This is a genomic window from Tumebacillus sp. BK434 (assembly GCF_004340785.1).
Lineage (GTDB): Bacteria > Bacillota > Bacilli > Tumebacillales > Tumebacillaceae > Tumebacillus_A.
Map to the genome: position 1 here is coordinate 483358 of NZ_SLXS01000001.1, position 18110 is coordinate 501467.

Annotated in this window: 1 protein-coding gene; it reads right to left on the reverse strand. The window is 60.9% G+C overall.

Going from position 1 to position 18110, the window contains the following annotated elements; all coding sequences use genetic code 11:
• Positions 1–2: 2 nt before the first annotated feature.
• Positions 3–18089: a non-ribosomal peptide synthase/polyketide synthase gene (locus EV586_RS01720; protein ID WP_132943342.1), complete on the reverse strand. Its 18087-nt coding sequence runs from the start codon at positions 18087–18089 to the stop codon at positions 3–5.
• Positions 18090–18110 lie beyond the last annotated feature (21 nt).

An 18110-nucleotide genomic window follows, 5' to 3' on the forward strand; every position in this document is an offset into this window, starting at 1 on the left:
GTTTATTTTCCTTTTTTCATGCGATACGTGGAACGGGAGCGGGCTGTGATGTCCGGCTCTTCCGGTTCGCTGGCAGGCGTTTGTTTTGCCTGCTCGACCAGCGGTGCAAGCTGCGCTACCGTCGTTGCGCCGAACAGCGCGCGGATCGGGAGTTCCACTTGGAAGGTGTTGCGGATGCGTGTGATCAGGCGGGTCGCCAGCAGCGAGTGTCCGCCGAGTTCAAAGAAGTTGTCATGCACACCGACCGGAGAGACGCCAAGCAGGTTGGACCAGATCTCAGCCAACTGCGCTTCGATCTCGTTGCGCGGCGCGACGTAGGTCTCACTCAGCGCCTTGCTCTTATCCGGCTTGGGCAGGGCTTTGCGATCGACTTTGCCAACCGGGGTCAGCGGCATGGCGTCAAGCAGCACGATGGCAGCCGGGATCATAAACTCCGGCAGGCTCGTTTGCAGGTAGCCGCGCAGTTCTTCCACGGTCACTTGCATCTCGGCATGGGCCACAGCGTAGGCGGTTAAGTACATATCGCCCGGCACGTCCTCCCGCACCAGCAGCGCTGCTTCCCGCACAGCCGGGTGCTGCTCGAGCGCCGCTTGGATCTCGCCGAGCTCGACGCGGTAACCGCGCAGTTTGACTTGCTCATCGATCCGGCCGAGGAACTCCAGCGTGCCATCCGGCAGCCAGCGCACGAGGTCACCCGTTTTGTACAGGCGAGCCTGCTCATGGCCCGAGAACGGATCGGCGATAAATTTCTCAGCGGTCAACTCGTCGCGCTTCCAATACCCGCGCGCAACGCCGTGGCCGCCGATGTGCAGCTCGCCTGGCACGCCGACCGGCACCGGCTGCAGCGTGCGATCCAACACGTACGCTTGCACGTTCGCGAGCGGTCGGCCGATCGGCACGGAGCTGCGCGCATCGCCCGGCTCGCACGTCCACGCGGTCGCATTGATCGTGATCTCCGTCGGGCCGTAGCGGTTGTGCAGTTGTGCCGCGAGCCGCTTGGAGAAGCGCTCTTGCAAGTCGCGCGGCAACACTTCGCCTCCGCAGAAGACGTGGCGCAGCGCGGCGCATTTTTCCACGCCGTCCGTCTCCAGGAACATCTGCAGCATCGGAGGGATAAAGTGCGTCATGGTGATGCCGCTCTCTTGAATCAAGGAGATCAAATACTCAGGGTCTTGCTGGCCGCCCGGTTTTGCCAGCACGAGGCGTGCCCCACACATGAGCGGCAGGAAGATCTCCCAAACGGATGCGTCAAAGGAGAAGTTCGCTTTTTGCAAAACGCGGTCTGCAGCTGTCAGCTCATACGTTTCCCGCATCCAATGCAAGATGTTGCTGATCCCGCGCTGCAGGACCATGACCCCTTTCGGATTGCCGGTTGAGCCGGAGGTGTAGATGATGTACGCCATGTGCTCGCTCGACAATTCGCGAGCCGGATTGGCGGTGAACGCCGCGTCGAGGCTCTCCCGTTCGCTGTCCAGCGTGATCACGTGCGCCTGCGTAGCTGGCAGGCGCTCACGCAGATGCTCTTGGGTCAGCAGTACCGGCACTTGCGAATCTTCGAGCAGATAGGCGAGGCGGCCGCTTGGGAACGTCGGGTCGAGCGGGACGTACGCAGCGCCTGATTTTAGGATGCCGAGCAATCCGACGATCATGTCAAACGAGCGTTCCATGCAAATGCCGATCGGCACATCCGGCCCGGCGCCAAGCGTCTGCAGGCGATGCGCCACTTGGTTGGCTCGTTCGTTCAGCTCGCGGTAGGTCAAGAGCTCGCCGGACAGTTCGACAGCCACCTGATCCGGCGTGCGCACAGCCTGCTCTTCGACCAGCTGCGGCAACGTCATGTTCTGCGGATAGTCGCGTGCCGTGTCGTTCCAATCGCGAAGCATCAGGTCGCGCTCTGTCTCGCTGAGCAGCGGCACTTCGAACACGTTTTGATCCGGATCTTCTGCGATCTCGGCCAAAAGGGTGAGGAAGTGCTGCATCAGCCGCACAATCGTTGTCGCATTGAACAGGTCGGCGTTGTAGTTCAGCGACCCGTGCAGAACCGTTTCTGCGATCTCTGGCTCTTGAGCTTCGGAGAGCGTCATCGTCAGGTCATATTTTGCTGTACCGGTGTCGACCGCTTCCGGCGTGAGCGTGATGTCTGGCAATTGCAGGGCTTCCATCGGCGCGTTGTTCAAGATGAACATCACTTGGAACAAGGGCGAAATGCTCAGGTTGCGCGCAGGCTGCAACTCCTCAAGCAGCCGTTCAAACGGCACGCTTTGATGCGCGAACGCATCGAGCGCAGTTTTGCGCACGCGGGCCAACAGTTCGCGGAATGTCGGGCCGCCCGACAAATCGGTGCGCATGACCAGCGTGTTGATAAACACCCCGATCAATGGCTCCGTCTCTTGGCGGAGGCGTCCGGCAACCGGGGAGCCGACGATCACGTCTTCCTGACCGGTATAGCGCGCGAGCAGGCTCTTAAACGCGGCCAAAAGCGTCATGTACAGCGACGCTCCTTCACGGCGCGTGAGGGTCTGCAACTTGCGGAACAGGCCGGCCTGGATCACAAATGACTCGGTCGCGCCGCGATAGGTGCGCAGTGCCGGGCGCGGACGATCCAGCGGCAGTTGCAGCACGGGAAGTTCGCCTGCGAGCTGTTCTTTCCAGTAACGAAGCTGGGTGTGGAGCACATCTCCCTGCATCCACGCCCGCTCCCAGTGCGCATAGTCAGCATACTGAATCTCCAAGTCGGGCAGGGGAGATGGCACGCCGCGGTCAAACGCTTCATACAGCGCCCCCAGTTCGCGCAGCAGGACGCCTGTCGACCAACCATCCGATACGATGTGATGCATGGTGAGCAGCAACACATGCTCTTCGGCTGCAAGACGCACCAACTGCATGCGCAGGAGCGGCCCGGCCGCGAGGTCGAACGGACGACGAGACTCTGCATGAATGGCCTGTTGCAAAGCTTGTTCACGCGAGTCACTCATCACCTGTTCCAAATCGAGGAACGGGATGACAAAATTCAACTCGGCTGCGATGTGCTGCTTCGGCTGCCCGTCGCTCTCTGTGAATCGAGTGCGGAGCGTCTCGTGGCGGCGGATGATCTCCTGGACGCTCTGTTCTAACGCGGCTTGGTTCAGACGGCCGTGCAAGCGGATCGCGCCTGGCATGTTGTAGGCAGATGTGCCGGGTTCAAGCTGTTCCACGAACCACATCCGCTCTTGCGAAAACGACAGCGGCAATTCTCCGTCTTTTGCAATCCTGGCGATTGGCGGCAAGGACACGCCTTGCGCATCCTGACGGATCCGCTCGATGCGCGCTGCCAGCCTTTCCACGCTCGGGGCGTCAAACAGCTCCCGCAGCGGCAGTTGCAAGCCGAACGCAATTTGCACACGGGACATCACTTGCGCGGCGAGCAGCGAGTGGCCACCGAGCGCGAAGAAGTCATCCCGCATGCCGATCCGCTCGATGCCGAGCAGGTCAGACCAGATCAGCGCGAGCACTTCTTCGGTCTGGCTGCGGGGCGCGAGGTAGTCGGCCGCGGAGATGTCGCGCGACAGGTCGGCCGCCGGCAAAGCTTGGCGATCCACTTTGCCGTTTGCGGTCAGCGGGAACGCGTCGAGGCAGACAAACGCAGCCGGCACCATATAGTCGGGCAACGTGGCTTGCAGATGGCTGCGAAGGTCTGCTGCTGACAGCGGTATGCTGTCCGCTGAGGTCACATAGGCGATCAGGCGAGCTGCCCCTTTGGAGTCTGTTGTGGCGATCACGACAGCCTCGCGGACAGCTGCATGCTGCAGCAGAGCAGCTTCCAGTTCCCCGACTTCGATGCGGAAGCCGCGAATTTTCACTTGGTGGTCGCGGCGGCCGAGGTATTCGATCGTGCCGTCTTGCTGCCAGCGTCCCAAGTCGCCCGATTTGTACAAGCGAGCCCCCGGTTCTGTGCGGAACGGGTGGGCGACAAACGCTGCGTCGGTCAACTCGGGGCGGTTCAAATAGCCCCGCGCCACTCCGATGCCGCCGATGTAAATTTCGCCTGCGACGCCAACCGGCACAGCTTGGAGGTGATCATCGAGGATGTAGATCTCCGCGCCTGTGATCGGCTGCCCGATGTGCGGACGAACCGTATCGGGGCCAAGCGTGGCAAGCGTTGCGCAGACGGTCGTCTCAGTCGGGCCGTATGCGTTGATGAACGTACGTCCCGGAGCCCAGGCGCGAACGAGTTCTGCCGAACATGCTTCGCCTGCAGATACAACCGTTTGCAGCGCCGGAAACTGATCGGACGGGAGCAGAGCCAGCACGGAAGGCGGAAGCGTGACGACGCTGATCTCTTGCTCTTGCAAAAGTTGAATCAGATCGGCGCCCGGCAGCAGCTCGTCCCGTGACGCCATGTGCAGCGTCGCCCCCGACACCAGTGCGGTGAAGATTTCTGAGACGGATGCGTCAAAACTAAACGATGCAAATTGCAGCAGGCGGCTCTCGGCGCTGATCCCAAACGACTCGATCTGAGCAAGCGTCAAATTGGTCAGGCCACGATGTTCGAGCTGCACGCCTTTTGGACGTCCGGTCGACCCGGACGTGTAAATGATGTAGGCAAGATGATGCGGCTCGGTGCGAGCGGACGGGTTATCCCCGCTCTCAGCAGCCAATTGCTCCCACTGGCTGTCCAGACAGAACAGCACATCCGGGCGCATGGACTGTGCAAAGCGGTCTTGCAGCGCCTCCTGGGTGAGCAGGACCGGCACGGTAGCATCTTCCAGCATGAAGGCCAGACGCTCCTCTGGATACGCCGGGTCAAGCGGCACATAAGCGCCGCCCGATTTTAAGATGCCGAGCAGACCGATCACCATCTCCGGCGAGCGTGTGACTGAGATCCCGACGCGGGTTTCCGGGCCGACGCCCCACTTGCGGAGCTTGTGTGCGAGCTGATTGGCGCGGAGGTTGAGTTCGGCGTAGGTCAACGTCTGCTCGCCAAATCTGACAGCTGTCGCATCGGGCATGCGTGCGGCTTGCTGCTCAAAGAGGTGGTGCACCGGGTCGCTGCCCAGCGGAGGACGACGGGTGCTCCAGTCTGTGAGCAAGGTGCTGGTTTCCGCTTCGGTCAGGTATTGGACCTGGCTCAGCGGCAGATCCGGGTTTGCGAGCAGACGGGCAGTCAGCGTTTGGAGATGGTCGGAGATCCGCGCAATGGTGACTTCGTCAAACAGGTCGGTGTTATATTCCAGCACGCCTTGGCAGACCTGCTCCGTTTCCGTCATGACCAAGGTGAGGTCAAATTTGGCCGTGCCCGTATCGAGGTCGAGCGGCTGGAGCGAAAGATTCGGCAGCTCGATGGCCGGGAGCGGCGTGTTTTGCAAGACAAACATCACTTGGAACAGCGGGTGGCGGCTCGCGTCGCGTTCGACCTGCAAGCGGTCGAGCAGCAGTTCAAACGGCAGGTCTTGATGCGCGTAGGCGCCGAGCGCCTTGTCGCGCACATGGCCGACCAGCTCGCGGAACGACGGGTTGCCGCTCAGATCGGTGCGCAACGCCAGCGTGTTGACGAAGAGGCCGATCAAGGGCTCCAACTCCAGAGTCCCGCGGCCCGCAATCGGCGTGCCGAGGATGATGTCATCTTGGCTGGAATAGCGGTGCAGCAACGCGTTGAATGCGGAGAAGAGCATCATGAACATCGTGGCACCTTCCTGACGGCTGAACGCGTTGAGCTGCTCGTGCAGCTCTTGTGTCAGGCTGAACGCATAGGTTGCGCCCTTAAAGGTTTGCACCGCAGGGCGCGGACGGACGGTCGGCAGGATCAGCACAGGCAGTTCGCCGCTGAGCTGCTCTTGCCAGTAGCGAACTTGCTCTTCCACGGCGTCTCCTTGCAGCAAACTGCGCTGCCAGAGGGCGTAGTCGGCATACTGAATCGACAGTTCTGGAAGCGGCGAATGCTGTCCGGTTGCAAACGCGGTGTACAGCGCGGCAAATTCGCGAACCAGCACGCCGAGCGACCAGCCGTCTGACGCGATGTGGTGCATGGTCAAGAGCAGCAGATGCTCGTTCACCGCAATTTTCAGCAGCAGGGCACGCAGAGGCAGATCAACCGCTAAATCGAACGGGCGCTCGAGTTCTGTTTGGAGAAGGAGCTGTTTTTGGTGTTCCTGCTCGGAGGCTGCGAGCGCGCTCAGATCATGGAGCGGAATCGGGATGGCAGCTTCACCGTGAATGGTCTGCGCTGCCGTGCCGTTCTCAGAACGGTAGGTCGTGCGCAGCACTTCATGGCGGCGCACGATTTCCTGAAGCGTACGTTCAAACAGGACGGTGTCAAGCGATCCGCTCAAGCGCACGAAGAGCGGCATCTGATACGCGCTGCCGTTCGCAGACAACTGATCCAACAGCCACATACGTTGCTGTGCGAATGACAACGGCAGATGTTGATCGCGTGGTGCCGGGACGAGCGCCGGAATGCTGCTCTTGCTGATTGCAGCGCGCTCCGCTTCAACCCGCGCAGCAAAGTCGGCGAGGGTGGACGCTTCGAACAGCGAACGCAGCGTCAGATCGATGTTGAACTGCTGACGAACGCGCGAGATCATCTGCGTGGCGAGCAGCGAGTGGCCGCCAAGCGCAAAGAAATTGTCGGCAAGGCCGATCTTGTCCAGACCGAGCACTTCGGACCAGACGGCAGCCAGTTCGTGTTCGGTCTCTGTGCCAGGCGCGAGGTAAGGAGAGCTTTCGCGGCCTTGCGACAGATCAGGAGCGGGCAGCGCTTTGCGGTCAATTTTTCCGTTTGGCGTGAGCGGAAGGGCATCCAGCATGATGAAAGCCGACGGCACCATGTACTCGGGCAGCTTTTTTTTGACCGCTTGGCGCAGATCAGATTCGGACAGCAGCAGGGGATCTTTTGCCACTGCGTAAGCGACAATACGCGGTTCGCCCGGGAGGTCTTCGCGGACGATGACGGTTGCTTCGTGCACGAGCGCATGCTGTGCAAGCACCATTTCGATCTCGCCAAGCTCGATGCGGAAGCCGCGCACTTTGACTTGGTGGTCGATGCGCCCCAAGTAGGCAAGCGATCCATCCTGCGTGTACCGCACGAGGTCGCCTGTGCGGTAGAGCCGCTCGTCCGATTTTGGCGCGAACGGGCTGAGGATAAATTTCTCGCGGGTCAGCTCCGGCCGGTTTAGGTAGCCGCGAGCCAGACCTGCGCCGCCAAGGAACAGTTCGCCCGCAGCGCCGATCGGAACCGGCTGCAGGTGCTGGTTCAGCACGTAGGCTTGGGTATCCGCCAAGGGGCGGCCGATCAGCGGGCTTGTTGTCAGGCCACGCTCCATCAGAGCAAAGGTGGAGTAGGTGGTGTCCTCAGACGGGCCGTACAGGTTGAACACTTTATCCACGGTCGGCCATTCATACAGGCTCTGCACGAGAGCAAGTTTCAGCGGCTCGCCTGCGAGGTTGATCACGCGCACGGAGGCCGGGATTGCTTGCATGCGGTGCAGTTCGGCAATCGCGGACGGCACGGTGTTGATCAGCGTGACTTCTTCCCGCGCGGAAAGTTCCGGCAGGTGCAGCGCATTTTCGGCGAGGATCACTTTGCCGCCGAGACTGAGCGGCACGAACAGCTCAAAGATCGAGAGGTCAAAGCAGATCGAGGTCGAGAACAGCACGCCTGCGTATTCGGGCGGGCTGTAGACATCGTTCGCCCATTGCACCAGCGTGGACGCGCTGCGGTGTTCGATGGCCACTCCTTTCGGGCGGCCGGTCGAGCCGGAGGTGTAGATGACATAGGCCAGGTGGTGCGGTTCTGCTCCGCCAGCCGGATTGTCTGCGCTCTCCAGCGCGATCTCCTCTTGCACCCCGTCCAGACAAACGGTTGTGCCTTCATAGGCGGTCAGATGCTGTGTGAGAGATTTTTCTGTCAGCAGCAAGGTGACACTCGCATCTTCCAGCGTGAACAAAATGCGCTCTTGCGGATAGTTCGGGTCGAGCGGAACGTATGCGCCGCCCGCTTTCAGGATGCCAAGGATGGCAACCACCAGCTCATCGGACCGCTCCATGCACAGGCCGACCAGAGATTCCGCCCCGACACCGTGCTTTTTCAGGTAGTGAGCCAGTTGGTTGGCGCGCGCGTTCAACTCGGAGTAGGTCAAGCGTCGTTCCCCGTCGATCAGCGCCACTGCATCCGGCGTTTTGGCTGCTTGCGCCGCTACAAGTTGCGGCAAGGTCAACTGCGGGTAGCCGGACTTGGTGGAGTTCCACTCGATGAGCAGTTGCTGCAGGTCTGTTTCGCCAAGGAAAGCAAGCTCGCCGATCGCAGCCTCAGGCGTTGCGGCGATCTGCTCCAGCAGGTTGACAAAATGCTCCGCCATCCGCTCAATCGTCGCCGCTTCAAACAGATCGCTGCTGTACTCAAAGGCGGCGGTCAGTCCGTCCGCCTGCTCTTCCATGAACAACGTCAGGTCAAATTTGGCGGTGCTCCCGTCCACATCGACGCGATGGGCGGTCAGATGCGGCATGTCGAGCTCCGGCATCGGCGCATTTTGCAAGACGAACATCACTTGGAACAGAGGCGAATAACTCATGTCGCGCGCAGGCTGGAGTTCTTCGACCAGCATGTCAAACGGCACGTCTTGATGCGCATAGGCGCCGAGCGTCGCGTCTTTTACACGGCTGAGCAGTTCGCGGAAGGACGGGTTGCCGCCCGCATCGGTGCGCACGACAAGCGTGTTGACGAAAAAGCCGACCAGATCTTCGATCTGCGCATGATTGCGACCGGCGACCGGCGTGCCGATCAACAGGTCGTCTTGCCCGCTATAGTGATGCAAAAGCGTTTTGAACGCAGCGAGCAAGGTCATATACAGCGTTGCGTTCTCCTGGCGGCTCAACTCATGGAGCCGCTCGGTCAAGCGGGTCGGGAGCGCAAAGCGGAACAGGCCGCCCGCATAGCGCTGCACAGCCGGACGCGGATGATCGGCCGGCAGCTGCAGGAGCGGGAGGTCGCCGATCAGCCGATTTTTCCAATACGGCAACTGGGTGTCCTTCAGCTCCTGCAAGATTCGCTCCTGCTGCCAGAGGGCGTAGTCCGCATACTGGATGGACAGCTCGGGCAGGGGGGAAGGCTGACCTTGCACAAACGCGGCGTACAACGCGGTCAACTCGCGGGTAAACACGCCGACCGACCATCCGTCCGACACGATGTGATGGAAGGTGAGCAGCAGCAGGTGATCTTGTTCGGCGATCTTGACCAGCGTCGCGCGGAACAGCGGGCCCTGTTCAAGGTTGAAGGGAAGCTCGGCCTCTTTGGCAGCCTGTTGCAGCGCCAGTTCTTCGCGCTCAGCTGCAGGTGCGAAGCTGAGATCGATTCTGCCTAATGCGAAGGGAAGGTCTGGCCCTGCAATCTGCTGCACATCCCCCTCGTGGAAGCGGAACGAAGATCGCAGCACGCTGTGACGGCTGACGATCACCGAAATGCTCGTTTCCAAAGCGGAGATGTCAAGCTGCCCGTGCAGGCGCACGGCGCCTGCCGTGTTGTACAACGGATGCCCCGGCAAAAGCTGATCGAGCAGCCACATGCGGCGTTGGGCGTAGGACAGCGGCAGGAGATCACCGTGGGCTGCCGGCTTGATCGCAGCGTCTGCCGCCTCTCCCGCACCGCTGTTTAGCAAGGTTGCGAGGCGTGCGGCAAAGTCGGTGAGGACAGGGGCTGCAAACAGCTCGCTCAGCGGAATGTCCAGTCCTGCTTGCTGACGGATGCGCGACATGACTTGTGTGGCGAGCAGCGAATGGCCGCCCAGTGTAAAGAAGTTGTCGTTGGAGCCGACGCGGTCAACTCCGAGCAGCTCCGACCAGATCGATGCCAGCTGCATTTCAAGCGGCGTGCGCGGCGCAAGATAGTCTTCCTGCGAGAAGCTGTGCGACAGATCCGGTGCGGGAAGCGCCGCGCGGTCGACTTTGCCGTTTGCGGTCAGAGGCAGCGCGTCCAAGAAAACAAACACAGACGGTACCATGTAATCGGGCAACACAGCTTGCAGATGACGGCGCAGTCCGGCCGCGTCGAGAGTCTGCGCCTCCTGCAAAACGGAATAGGCGAGGAGGCGCTGTTCGCCCGCAAGGTCCGGTGCGGCGATCAAGACGCTCTCTTTGACAGCCGGGTGCCCGGTGATGGCCGATTCGATTTCGCCAAGTTCGATGCGGTAGCCGCGAATCTTGACCTGATCGTCGAGGCGGCCTTTGTACTCCAGATTGCCGTCCGCGCGGTATCGAACAGCGTCGCCTGTCTTATACATGCGGGCGCCGGGCTCGGTGGCAAACGGATCGGGGAGAAAGCGCTCCTCAGTCAGGTCGTCGCGATTCAGATACCCGAGCGCCACTCCTGCGCCTCCGATGTAAAGTTCGCCGTATACGTTCGCCGGAACCGGCTGCAGATTGGCGTCAAGAATGTACAGGCAGGTGTTGGCAATCGGCTTGCCGATCAACAGCGGACCTGCAGGCGCATCTCCCGCCGCAAGCTGATACATGCAGCAGCCGACGACCGTCTCGGTCGGGCCGTATTCGTTGTACAACGTGGTATGCGGAGCGAATTCGCGCCAAAGCGCGACGTCTTCGCCACTCAGCGCTTCGCCTCCGATGACGAGGCCGCGCGTCAAGCCGGCAGCTTCCTCCGGGCTCAAAGCTTGTCCGAGCAAGCGCAGGTGGGCCGGGGTCAATTTGATGTAGCTGAGATCTTGATGCGAACGCAGTGTGCGCAGCAGGCTGTCCACGCCGTGGTCGTGCGGCACCAGGATCACGCGCTGTCCGGCGGTCAAAGGCACGAACAGCCCGGTGATCGTCAGGTCAAACGCGATCGACGAGTGCACCGGCACGCCTGTGCCTTGCGCGGCGCCGTAAGCTTCTCTGGCGTAGAGCAGGTAGTTGCTGAGACCGCCGTGGCGGATGAGCGTCCCTTTCGGACGTCCGGTGGAGCCGGACGTATAGATCACATACGCCAAGTCGTCTGCCGAAATCGGCGCATGCGGCTCGTCTGACTGCGCTTGTCCGATGATGGCTGCATCCTGTTCACCGTCAAGGACGATGCAGTCGGGTCGTTGCTCCGGGAGCACATGCAGCAGGTGCTCCTGGGTAAGCAGCAACTTGACCCCCGAGTCTTGAAGCATGTACGCCAAACGGTCCTTGGGATAGGACGGATCGATCGGCAGATACGCCCCGCCCGCTTTCCAGATGCCGATCAGCCCGACGAGCAGATCAAGCGAGCGTTCTGCCAGAATGCCGACCAGAACGTTCGGCTGCACACCGTGCTGTTGCAGCACATGCGCCACTTGATTGGCGCGGCGGTTCAGCTCTGCATAGGTCAAGTGTTCTTCTTCAAAAACAGCGGCTTCCGCATCCGGCCGCAGTGCCGCTTGCTGCAGAAACATCTCAACAAAATGCAGGTCCTGCGGATACGGCACAGATGTGTCATTCCACTCGATGAGCAACTGGCGGCGCTCCGCATCGCGAAGCAGCGGCAGCAGGCCAATCGGCCGATCCGGATCTTTGACCAAGCCGCTGAGCAGCATTTCCAAATGCCCGGCCATCCGCTCGATCGTCTGCGTCTCGAACAGCGTGGTGTTGTACTCGAGCGCGGCGTGCAAACCGTCCGCCTGATCTTCCATGAACAGGGTGAGGTCATACTTGGCAGTGCCGTTGTCCGCATCGGCGCGGCGGGCGGTCAGCTCCGGCATGGAAATCTCCGGCATCTTCGCATTTTGCAAGGCGAACATCACTTGGAAGAGCGGCGAGTAGCTCATGTCGCGCTCCGGTTGGAGCTCCTCGACCAATTTATCAAACGGCATGTCCTGATGGGCAAAAGCGCCGAGCACCGATTCTTTCACGCGGCCGAGCAGTTCGCGGAACGTCGGGTTGCCGCTTGCATCGGTGCGAACGACCAAGGTGTTTACGAACATGCCGATCAGCTCTTCGGCCTGCGTGTGGCTGCGGCCTGCGACAGGCGTGCCGACCAGAAGATCGTCTTGGCCGCTGGAGCGGTGCAGCAAGATCGTGAAGGCGGTCAGCAGCGTCATGTACAGCGTCGCGCCTTCCTGGCGGCTCAGCAGAGACAGCTGTTCGGTCAGGCGGGACGAGAGGGCAAAGCGGTGCGTCTTGCCTGCATAGGACTGCACAACGGGACGCGGATGATCGGTCGGTAGCTGCAACAGAGGCAAGTTGCCGGCGAGTTGCCCTTTCCAGTACGGCAGCTGCTCTGCAAGCAATTCTTTTTCCAAGCGGGCTTCCTGCCACGCGGTGTAGTCGGCGTACTGTATGGACAGCTCCGGCAATGGAGAAGGCTTGTTTTGGACAAATGCTTCGTACAGCGCTGTCCACTCGCGGACAAACAGGCCGACCGACCAGCCGTCTGCGATGATGTGGTGGAAGGTGATCAGCAGCAGATGATCTTCAGCTCCAAGCTGCACCAGCGTCGCGCGAAACAGCGGGCCATGCGCCAGATCGAACGGGCGGGTGGCTTCCTCGCGCGTCGCACGCAGAGCCGCTTCTTCACGCGTTGCGAAAGGCGCGCCGCTCAAGTCTAAGATTTGCAGAGTGTGCAGGTTCGACGTTGCAACTTGCCTCAACTCGCCGTTCACTTCCACGAACGCAGAGCGCAGCACTTCATGGCGGCGTACGATCTCATGCAAGCTGTTTTCCAATGCCTCGCGGTTCAAACGGCCTTGCAGGCGCACCGCGCCCGGCATGTTGTAAACGGGATGGCCCGGCATCAGCTGATCGAGCAGCCACAAGCGGCGCTGTGCAGAGGAAACGGGCAGGGAAGACGCAGCGGTTCTGACAAGCGGCGCAATGGCAAGCTCAGCTGCGGTGACACCGGTTTGGCCGGCCAGTTCTACGCGCGCAGCCAATCCGGCAACGGTCGGATATTGGAACAGCTCGCTCATTTCCAACTCGATGCCAAACGTTTGGCGCAGGCGGGAGATGACTTGAGTCGCCAGCAGCGAGTGTCCGCCGATGTCAAAGAAGGAGTCATGTACCCCGATCGATTCAAGCTGCAGCACCTGCGCCCAGATCGCGGCGACACGCGCCTCTGTCTCGGTGCGCGGCGCAACAAATGCTTCTTCAGACAAAAATTCATTGGCCGGAGCCGGCAGCGCTTTGCGGTCGATTTTTCCGTTTGCGGTCACAGGCAGTCTGGACAGCGTGACAAACACGCTTGGCACCATGTACTCCGGCAGCTTGTCTTGCAGGAAGCCGCGCAATTCCTGTTGCGTGATCTCTTCGCCCAAGGCAGGCACGAAGTAGGCGACCAGACGCTTCGAAACGCCGTATTCCTGCGCGGTCACCACCGCTTGCATGACACCCGGATGCTGATCGAGCAGCGCTTCAATCTCGCCAAGTTCAACGCGGTAGCCGCGAATCTTGACCTGATGGTCGAGGCGGCCCATGAATTCCAGCGTGCCGTTCGCCAGCCAGCGCACCAGGTCGCCGGTGCGGTACAGGCGCTCGCCCTCGGCAAACGGATGCGGGATATACTTCTCAGCAGTCAGTTCCGGACGGTTTAAATAGCCGATCGCAAGACCTGCGCCGCCGAGCAACAGCTCACCTGGCACGCCGACCGGGACAGGGCGGAGGTTCTCATCGAGCACATAAGCTTCGGTATTGGCAATCGGACGCCCGATGGAAACAGACTTGCCGATCAAGTCTTCGGTAAGCGTCGGCGCTGTGGCGAGGACGGTGCACTCCGTCGGCCCGTAGGCGTTGATCATCCGAACATGCGGCAACTCGCGCAGCACGGTGCGGACATGAGCCGGGGACAGCGCTTCGCCGGCTGCAAGCAATTGCTTCAAGCCGCACAGGGCATCCAACTGCTCATCGACCATCTGATGGAACACGACTGCGGTCAACAGCGCCGTCGTCACCTGCTCATCGCGCAGCACGCGGCCGAGCTCTTCCAGCGAGAGATGCACACCCGGATACAGCACGAGTCGCCCGCCGTTCAGCAGGCAGCCCCAGATCTCAAACGTCGCTGCGTCAAACGAGATCGACGACACTTGCAACACGACTTCTTCTTCCGTAAGGCTTACGTAATCGGTGTCACGCACCAGGCGCGCCACCCCGCGATGCGGCACAAGCACGCCTTTGGGCTTACCGGTGGAGCCGGAGGTGTAGATCACGTAAACAGGATGATCGGCTGTGAGCACAGCAGGCGTCAGTTCAGTGCTTTCGCCTGCGAGCTCCGCGTTGTCCCCATCGAGGAGGATCACAGTCGCCGCATGCGCCGGGAGGCTGGCAGCCGTCTCTGTTTGCGCGAGAAGCACGGTGATTTTTGCATCTTCCAGCATGTAGCCTTGACGGTCTTGCGGATAGGCCGGGTCGATCGGCAGATATGCGCCGCCCGCCTTGAGGATCCCGAGCAGGCCGACGATCATCTCCGGCGAGCGCTTCATGCACAGGCCGACGAGCACATCCGGGCCGACTCCCTCGCGGCGCAAACGGTTCGCCAATTGGTTGGCGCGCTCATCCAGTTCGCGATAGGTCAGGCTCTGATCGGCAAACGTCACCGCGACCTTTTGCGGCGTTTTGGATGCAACTTCTGCAAAAAGGGAAGGGATCGTCTGCGCACTCGGGTAAGGGGTCGCCGTCCGATTCCAGTCGACGAGCAGGGTTTGCAGCTCCTCGGCGGCAAGCATCGGCAGATCCTTGATCGCAGCGTTTGGATTCTTGGTGATGCCTTCCAGCAACTGCATGAAGTGGCCGGTCATTCTCGCCAGCGTCGACGCTTCAAACAGATCGGTGTTAAATTCCCACGCGCCGCGCAGGAAGTCTTTGCCGTCAACCATCGACAGCGTCACATCAAACTGCGCCGCTTCTTGTTGCAGAGCTATCGGCATCAGCGTCACGCCGCCGAGCTGCAGCTGCGCGCCGGTTGCGCCAAGCACGAAGTCCTCGGAGCCGTTTTGCTTGTGCGGCTTTTGCAGGACGAACATCGTCTGGAACACCGGGTTGTGGCTCGCATTGCGCGGTGCGCCGATCTTCTCGACGAGCAGCGGGAATGGATAGTCCTGATGCTTCAGCGCTTCGAGCACAGACACGCGCACCTTATGCAGGAAATCGCGGAAAGCCGGCCGTTCCGAAAAATCGGCGCGCATCACGACCGGGTTGACAAAATACCCGATCTGCTGCTGGAAGCGTGCCGAGCTTCTCCCCGCCGCCGGGGTGCCGACGAGGATATCGTCCTGACCGGTATAGCGGTGCAGGAACGCTTGATACGCCGCGAGCAGGACCACATAGAGCGTCGTGCCTGCTTCTTTGGCCATCTTTTTGAGTGCAAAGGTCAATTCGGACGTGAGCTCAAATGCGTGCGATGCGCCGCGATACGATTGGACAGCCGGGCGCAGGTGATCGGCAGGGAGCTCTAACACAGGCAGCGTGCCTTGCAAGCGCTGTTGCCAGTACGAAAGCAGCCGTTCGCCGTCCGCATTGTTGAGCAGTCCTTTTTGCCAGTCCACATAATCGGTGTATTGCAAATCAGGCACGGCCAGTTCGCGCGGCTGCCCCGACATGTGCGCGGCGTACAGGGTCCAGAGCTCGTCCATCAGCACGGAGATCGACCAGAGGTCGACGGCGATGTGGTGGAAGGAGAGCAGCAGAACATGGTCGGCCGCCGAGTGGGACAGCAGGCACAGGCGGTAGGCAGGACCGTCTTGCAGGGCGAACGGCGCATAGGCGCGCGCTTGCAGCAATCGGGATACCTCTTGCTCCGAGAGTGCGGAAGTGTCGATCACTTCAAGCTGGGCAGGCCAGTGGGCATGCACTTTTTGGAACGGCTGTCCGTCGCGCTCGCCATAGGTCGTGCGCAGCACGGCATGACGCGCGATCATCTGCTCCCAAGCGGCTTGCAGAGCGGCCGTGTTCAGCTCTGAGGTGATGCGCATCGCAAACGGCACATGGTAGGCCTTGCTTTCCGGCTGGTAGCGATGCAAAAACCACATCGTCTGCTGCCCGTAGGAGAGCGGGTATTCGCCGCCCGCCTGCTGGCGCGTCATGACAGGCAGTTGTACGTTCGTTTGCTCGGCTTGCAATTGAAGCTGAATCTGCTCGGCCAGTTGCAAGGCGTTCGCGTCTTGCAGGAAATCGACTTCTGCGATGCGGACGCCAAGATCGGTCTCGATGGCGTGTTTCAGCTCGATCGCCATCAGCGAATCGAGGCCCAGCGTGCTTAGCGGCTGCTCATCTTCCAAACGGCTCGCCGGCATGCGCAAGGCGCGTCCGACTTGACCTTTTAGATAGCGGACGAGCAAAGGAAGGCGCTCCGCATGCACGGTGCTTTCCCACATCTCGCGGCTCATGGCGACAGAGGGCTCCTCAGCCGCAGCGACGGTGTCAGCCGCGCCGGGCTTGCTGTCGCCGATCACTTGCAAGGTGCCGTTCAGGAACATTTCTTTACAGGCGCGGCGCTGAATCTTGCCGCTGGAAGTCTTCGGGATCGAAGCAGGCTTGATCAGCACGACCGCATGTGCCTGTAGTTCATGATGCGTGGCCACCGCCTGGCGAACGGCTGCGGTGACTTCCTCCACATTGACGCGCCGCCAAACAGCGCGTTCGACTTCCTGTACGACCACGAGGCGTTCTTCACCGCTTACGTCAACAGAGAAGGCGGCGCCCGCACCCGGATTCAGCGCGGTATGGCACGCGCCGACCGTGCTTTCGATGTCCTGCGGGTAATGGTTGCGCCCGCGGATGATGATCAGGTCTTTCAAGCGTCCGGTGACATACAGTTCGCCTTCCAGCTGGAAGCCGAGGTCGCCTGTGCGCAGGAACGGGCCTTCTCCGGTATCGGTCAGGTGCGCGTGAAATGTGTATTCGGAGAGTTCGGGATTTTCCCAATACCCTTTGGCCACGCTCGGTCCTTGCACCCAGATCTCGCCGACCTGATCTTCGGGGCAGACGAGGCCGGTATCCGGGTTTACGATCAGCACGCGCTGCTCCATCCACGATTTGCCGCTGCCGACGAACGGCTGCACGTTCTCATCGTTCGTGTCGGTCAGCACCACGCGGTTGAGGTTCATCGCTTCTTTATCCGCCAATTTGACAACGGGCAGATCGGTTTGCAGACCGCCGGTCACAAACAGCGTCGCTTCGGCGAGACCGTAGCATGCATAAAACGCTTCTTTGCGGAATCCGGTGGAAGCGAACGTGTCGGCAAACAAATCCAAAGTCGCCGGGTGAATCGGCTCGGCTCCGTTGAACGCGACCGACCACGAACTCAGGTCGAGCGTGGCGATCTGCTCCGGCGTGATTTTGCGCGCGCACAGCTCATAGGCAAAGTTCGGCCCGCCGCTGGTGGTCGCTTTGTAATCGGAGATCGCTTTCAGCCAGCGGTACGGATGCTGTAAAAAGTCGATCGGCGACATCAGGATGCAGGAAGTGCCGAGATACAGCGGCTGGAGCACGTTGCCGATCAATCCCATGTCGTGGTACAGCGGCAGCCAGCCGAGGATCAGCGAGTCTTTGCTTTGGTCAAACGCCTGCGCAATCATCTCTTCGTTGTGCAGGAGGTTTCCGTGACTGACCATGACGCCTTTCGGAGAGCCGGTCGAGCCGGACGTATATTGGATAAAGGCCAGCGTGTCGAGGCCGACTGCAGGAGGAAGCCACTCTGCGGCAAGCGCCTCATCGATCTGGTCGGTCGCGATCCAGATCATTTTTTGCAGCTCCGGGGAGCCTTCCAGCAGCGGCTCGACCCGGTCCATGATCGCCGACGTGGTCAGTGAGAAGGAAGGCGTTGCGTCAGACACGATCGACTCGAGGCGGATCATCTTGCGGTTCATTTTCGGCGGGTAGACCGGAACGGCTGTCACGCCTGCATATATGCAGCCAAAAAACGCGGCAATAAAATCAAGACCCGGTTGATAGAGCAGCAGTGCGCGTTCGCCCTGCATGCCGAGCTTTTGCAATTGAGCGGCGAGGGCGCGCGCTTTGCGGTCGAGTTCTCCGTAGGTGAGACGGCCGTCTTCGATCTCGCCGTCGCGCAAAAACAGGTAGGCAATATGGTCAGGTTGTTGTTCTGTCCAGCGCCGCAGCAAGTCGACCAGCGACTTGTGCGGAGCGGACAGGCTTACGTTTGCAGAGTGGGTCACACCCGTTTCCTCCTTCTGTGC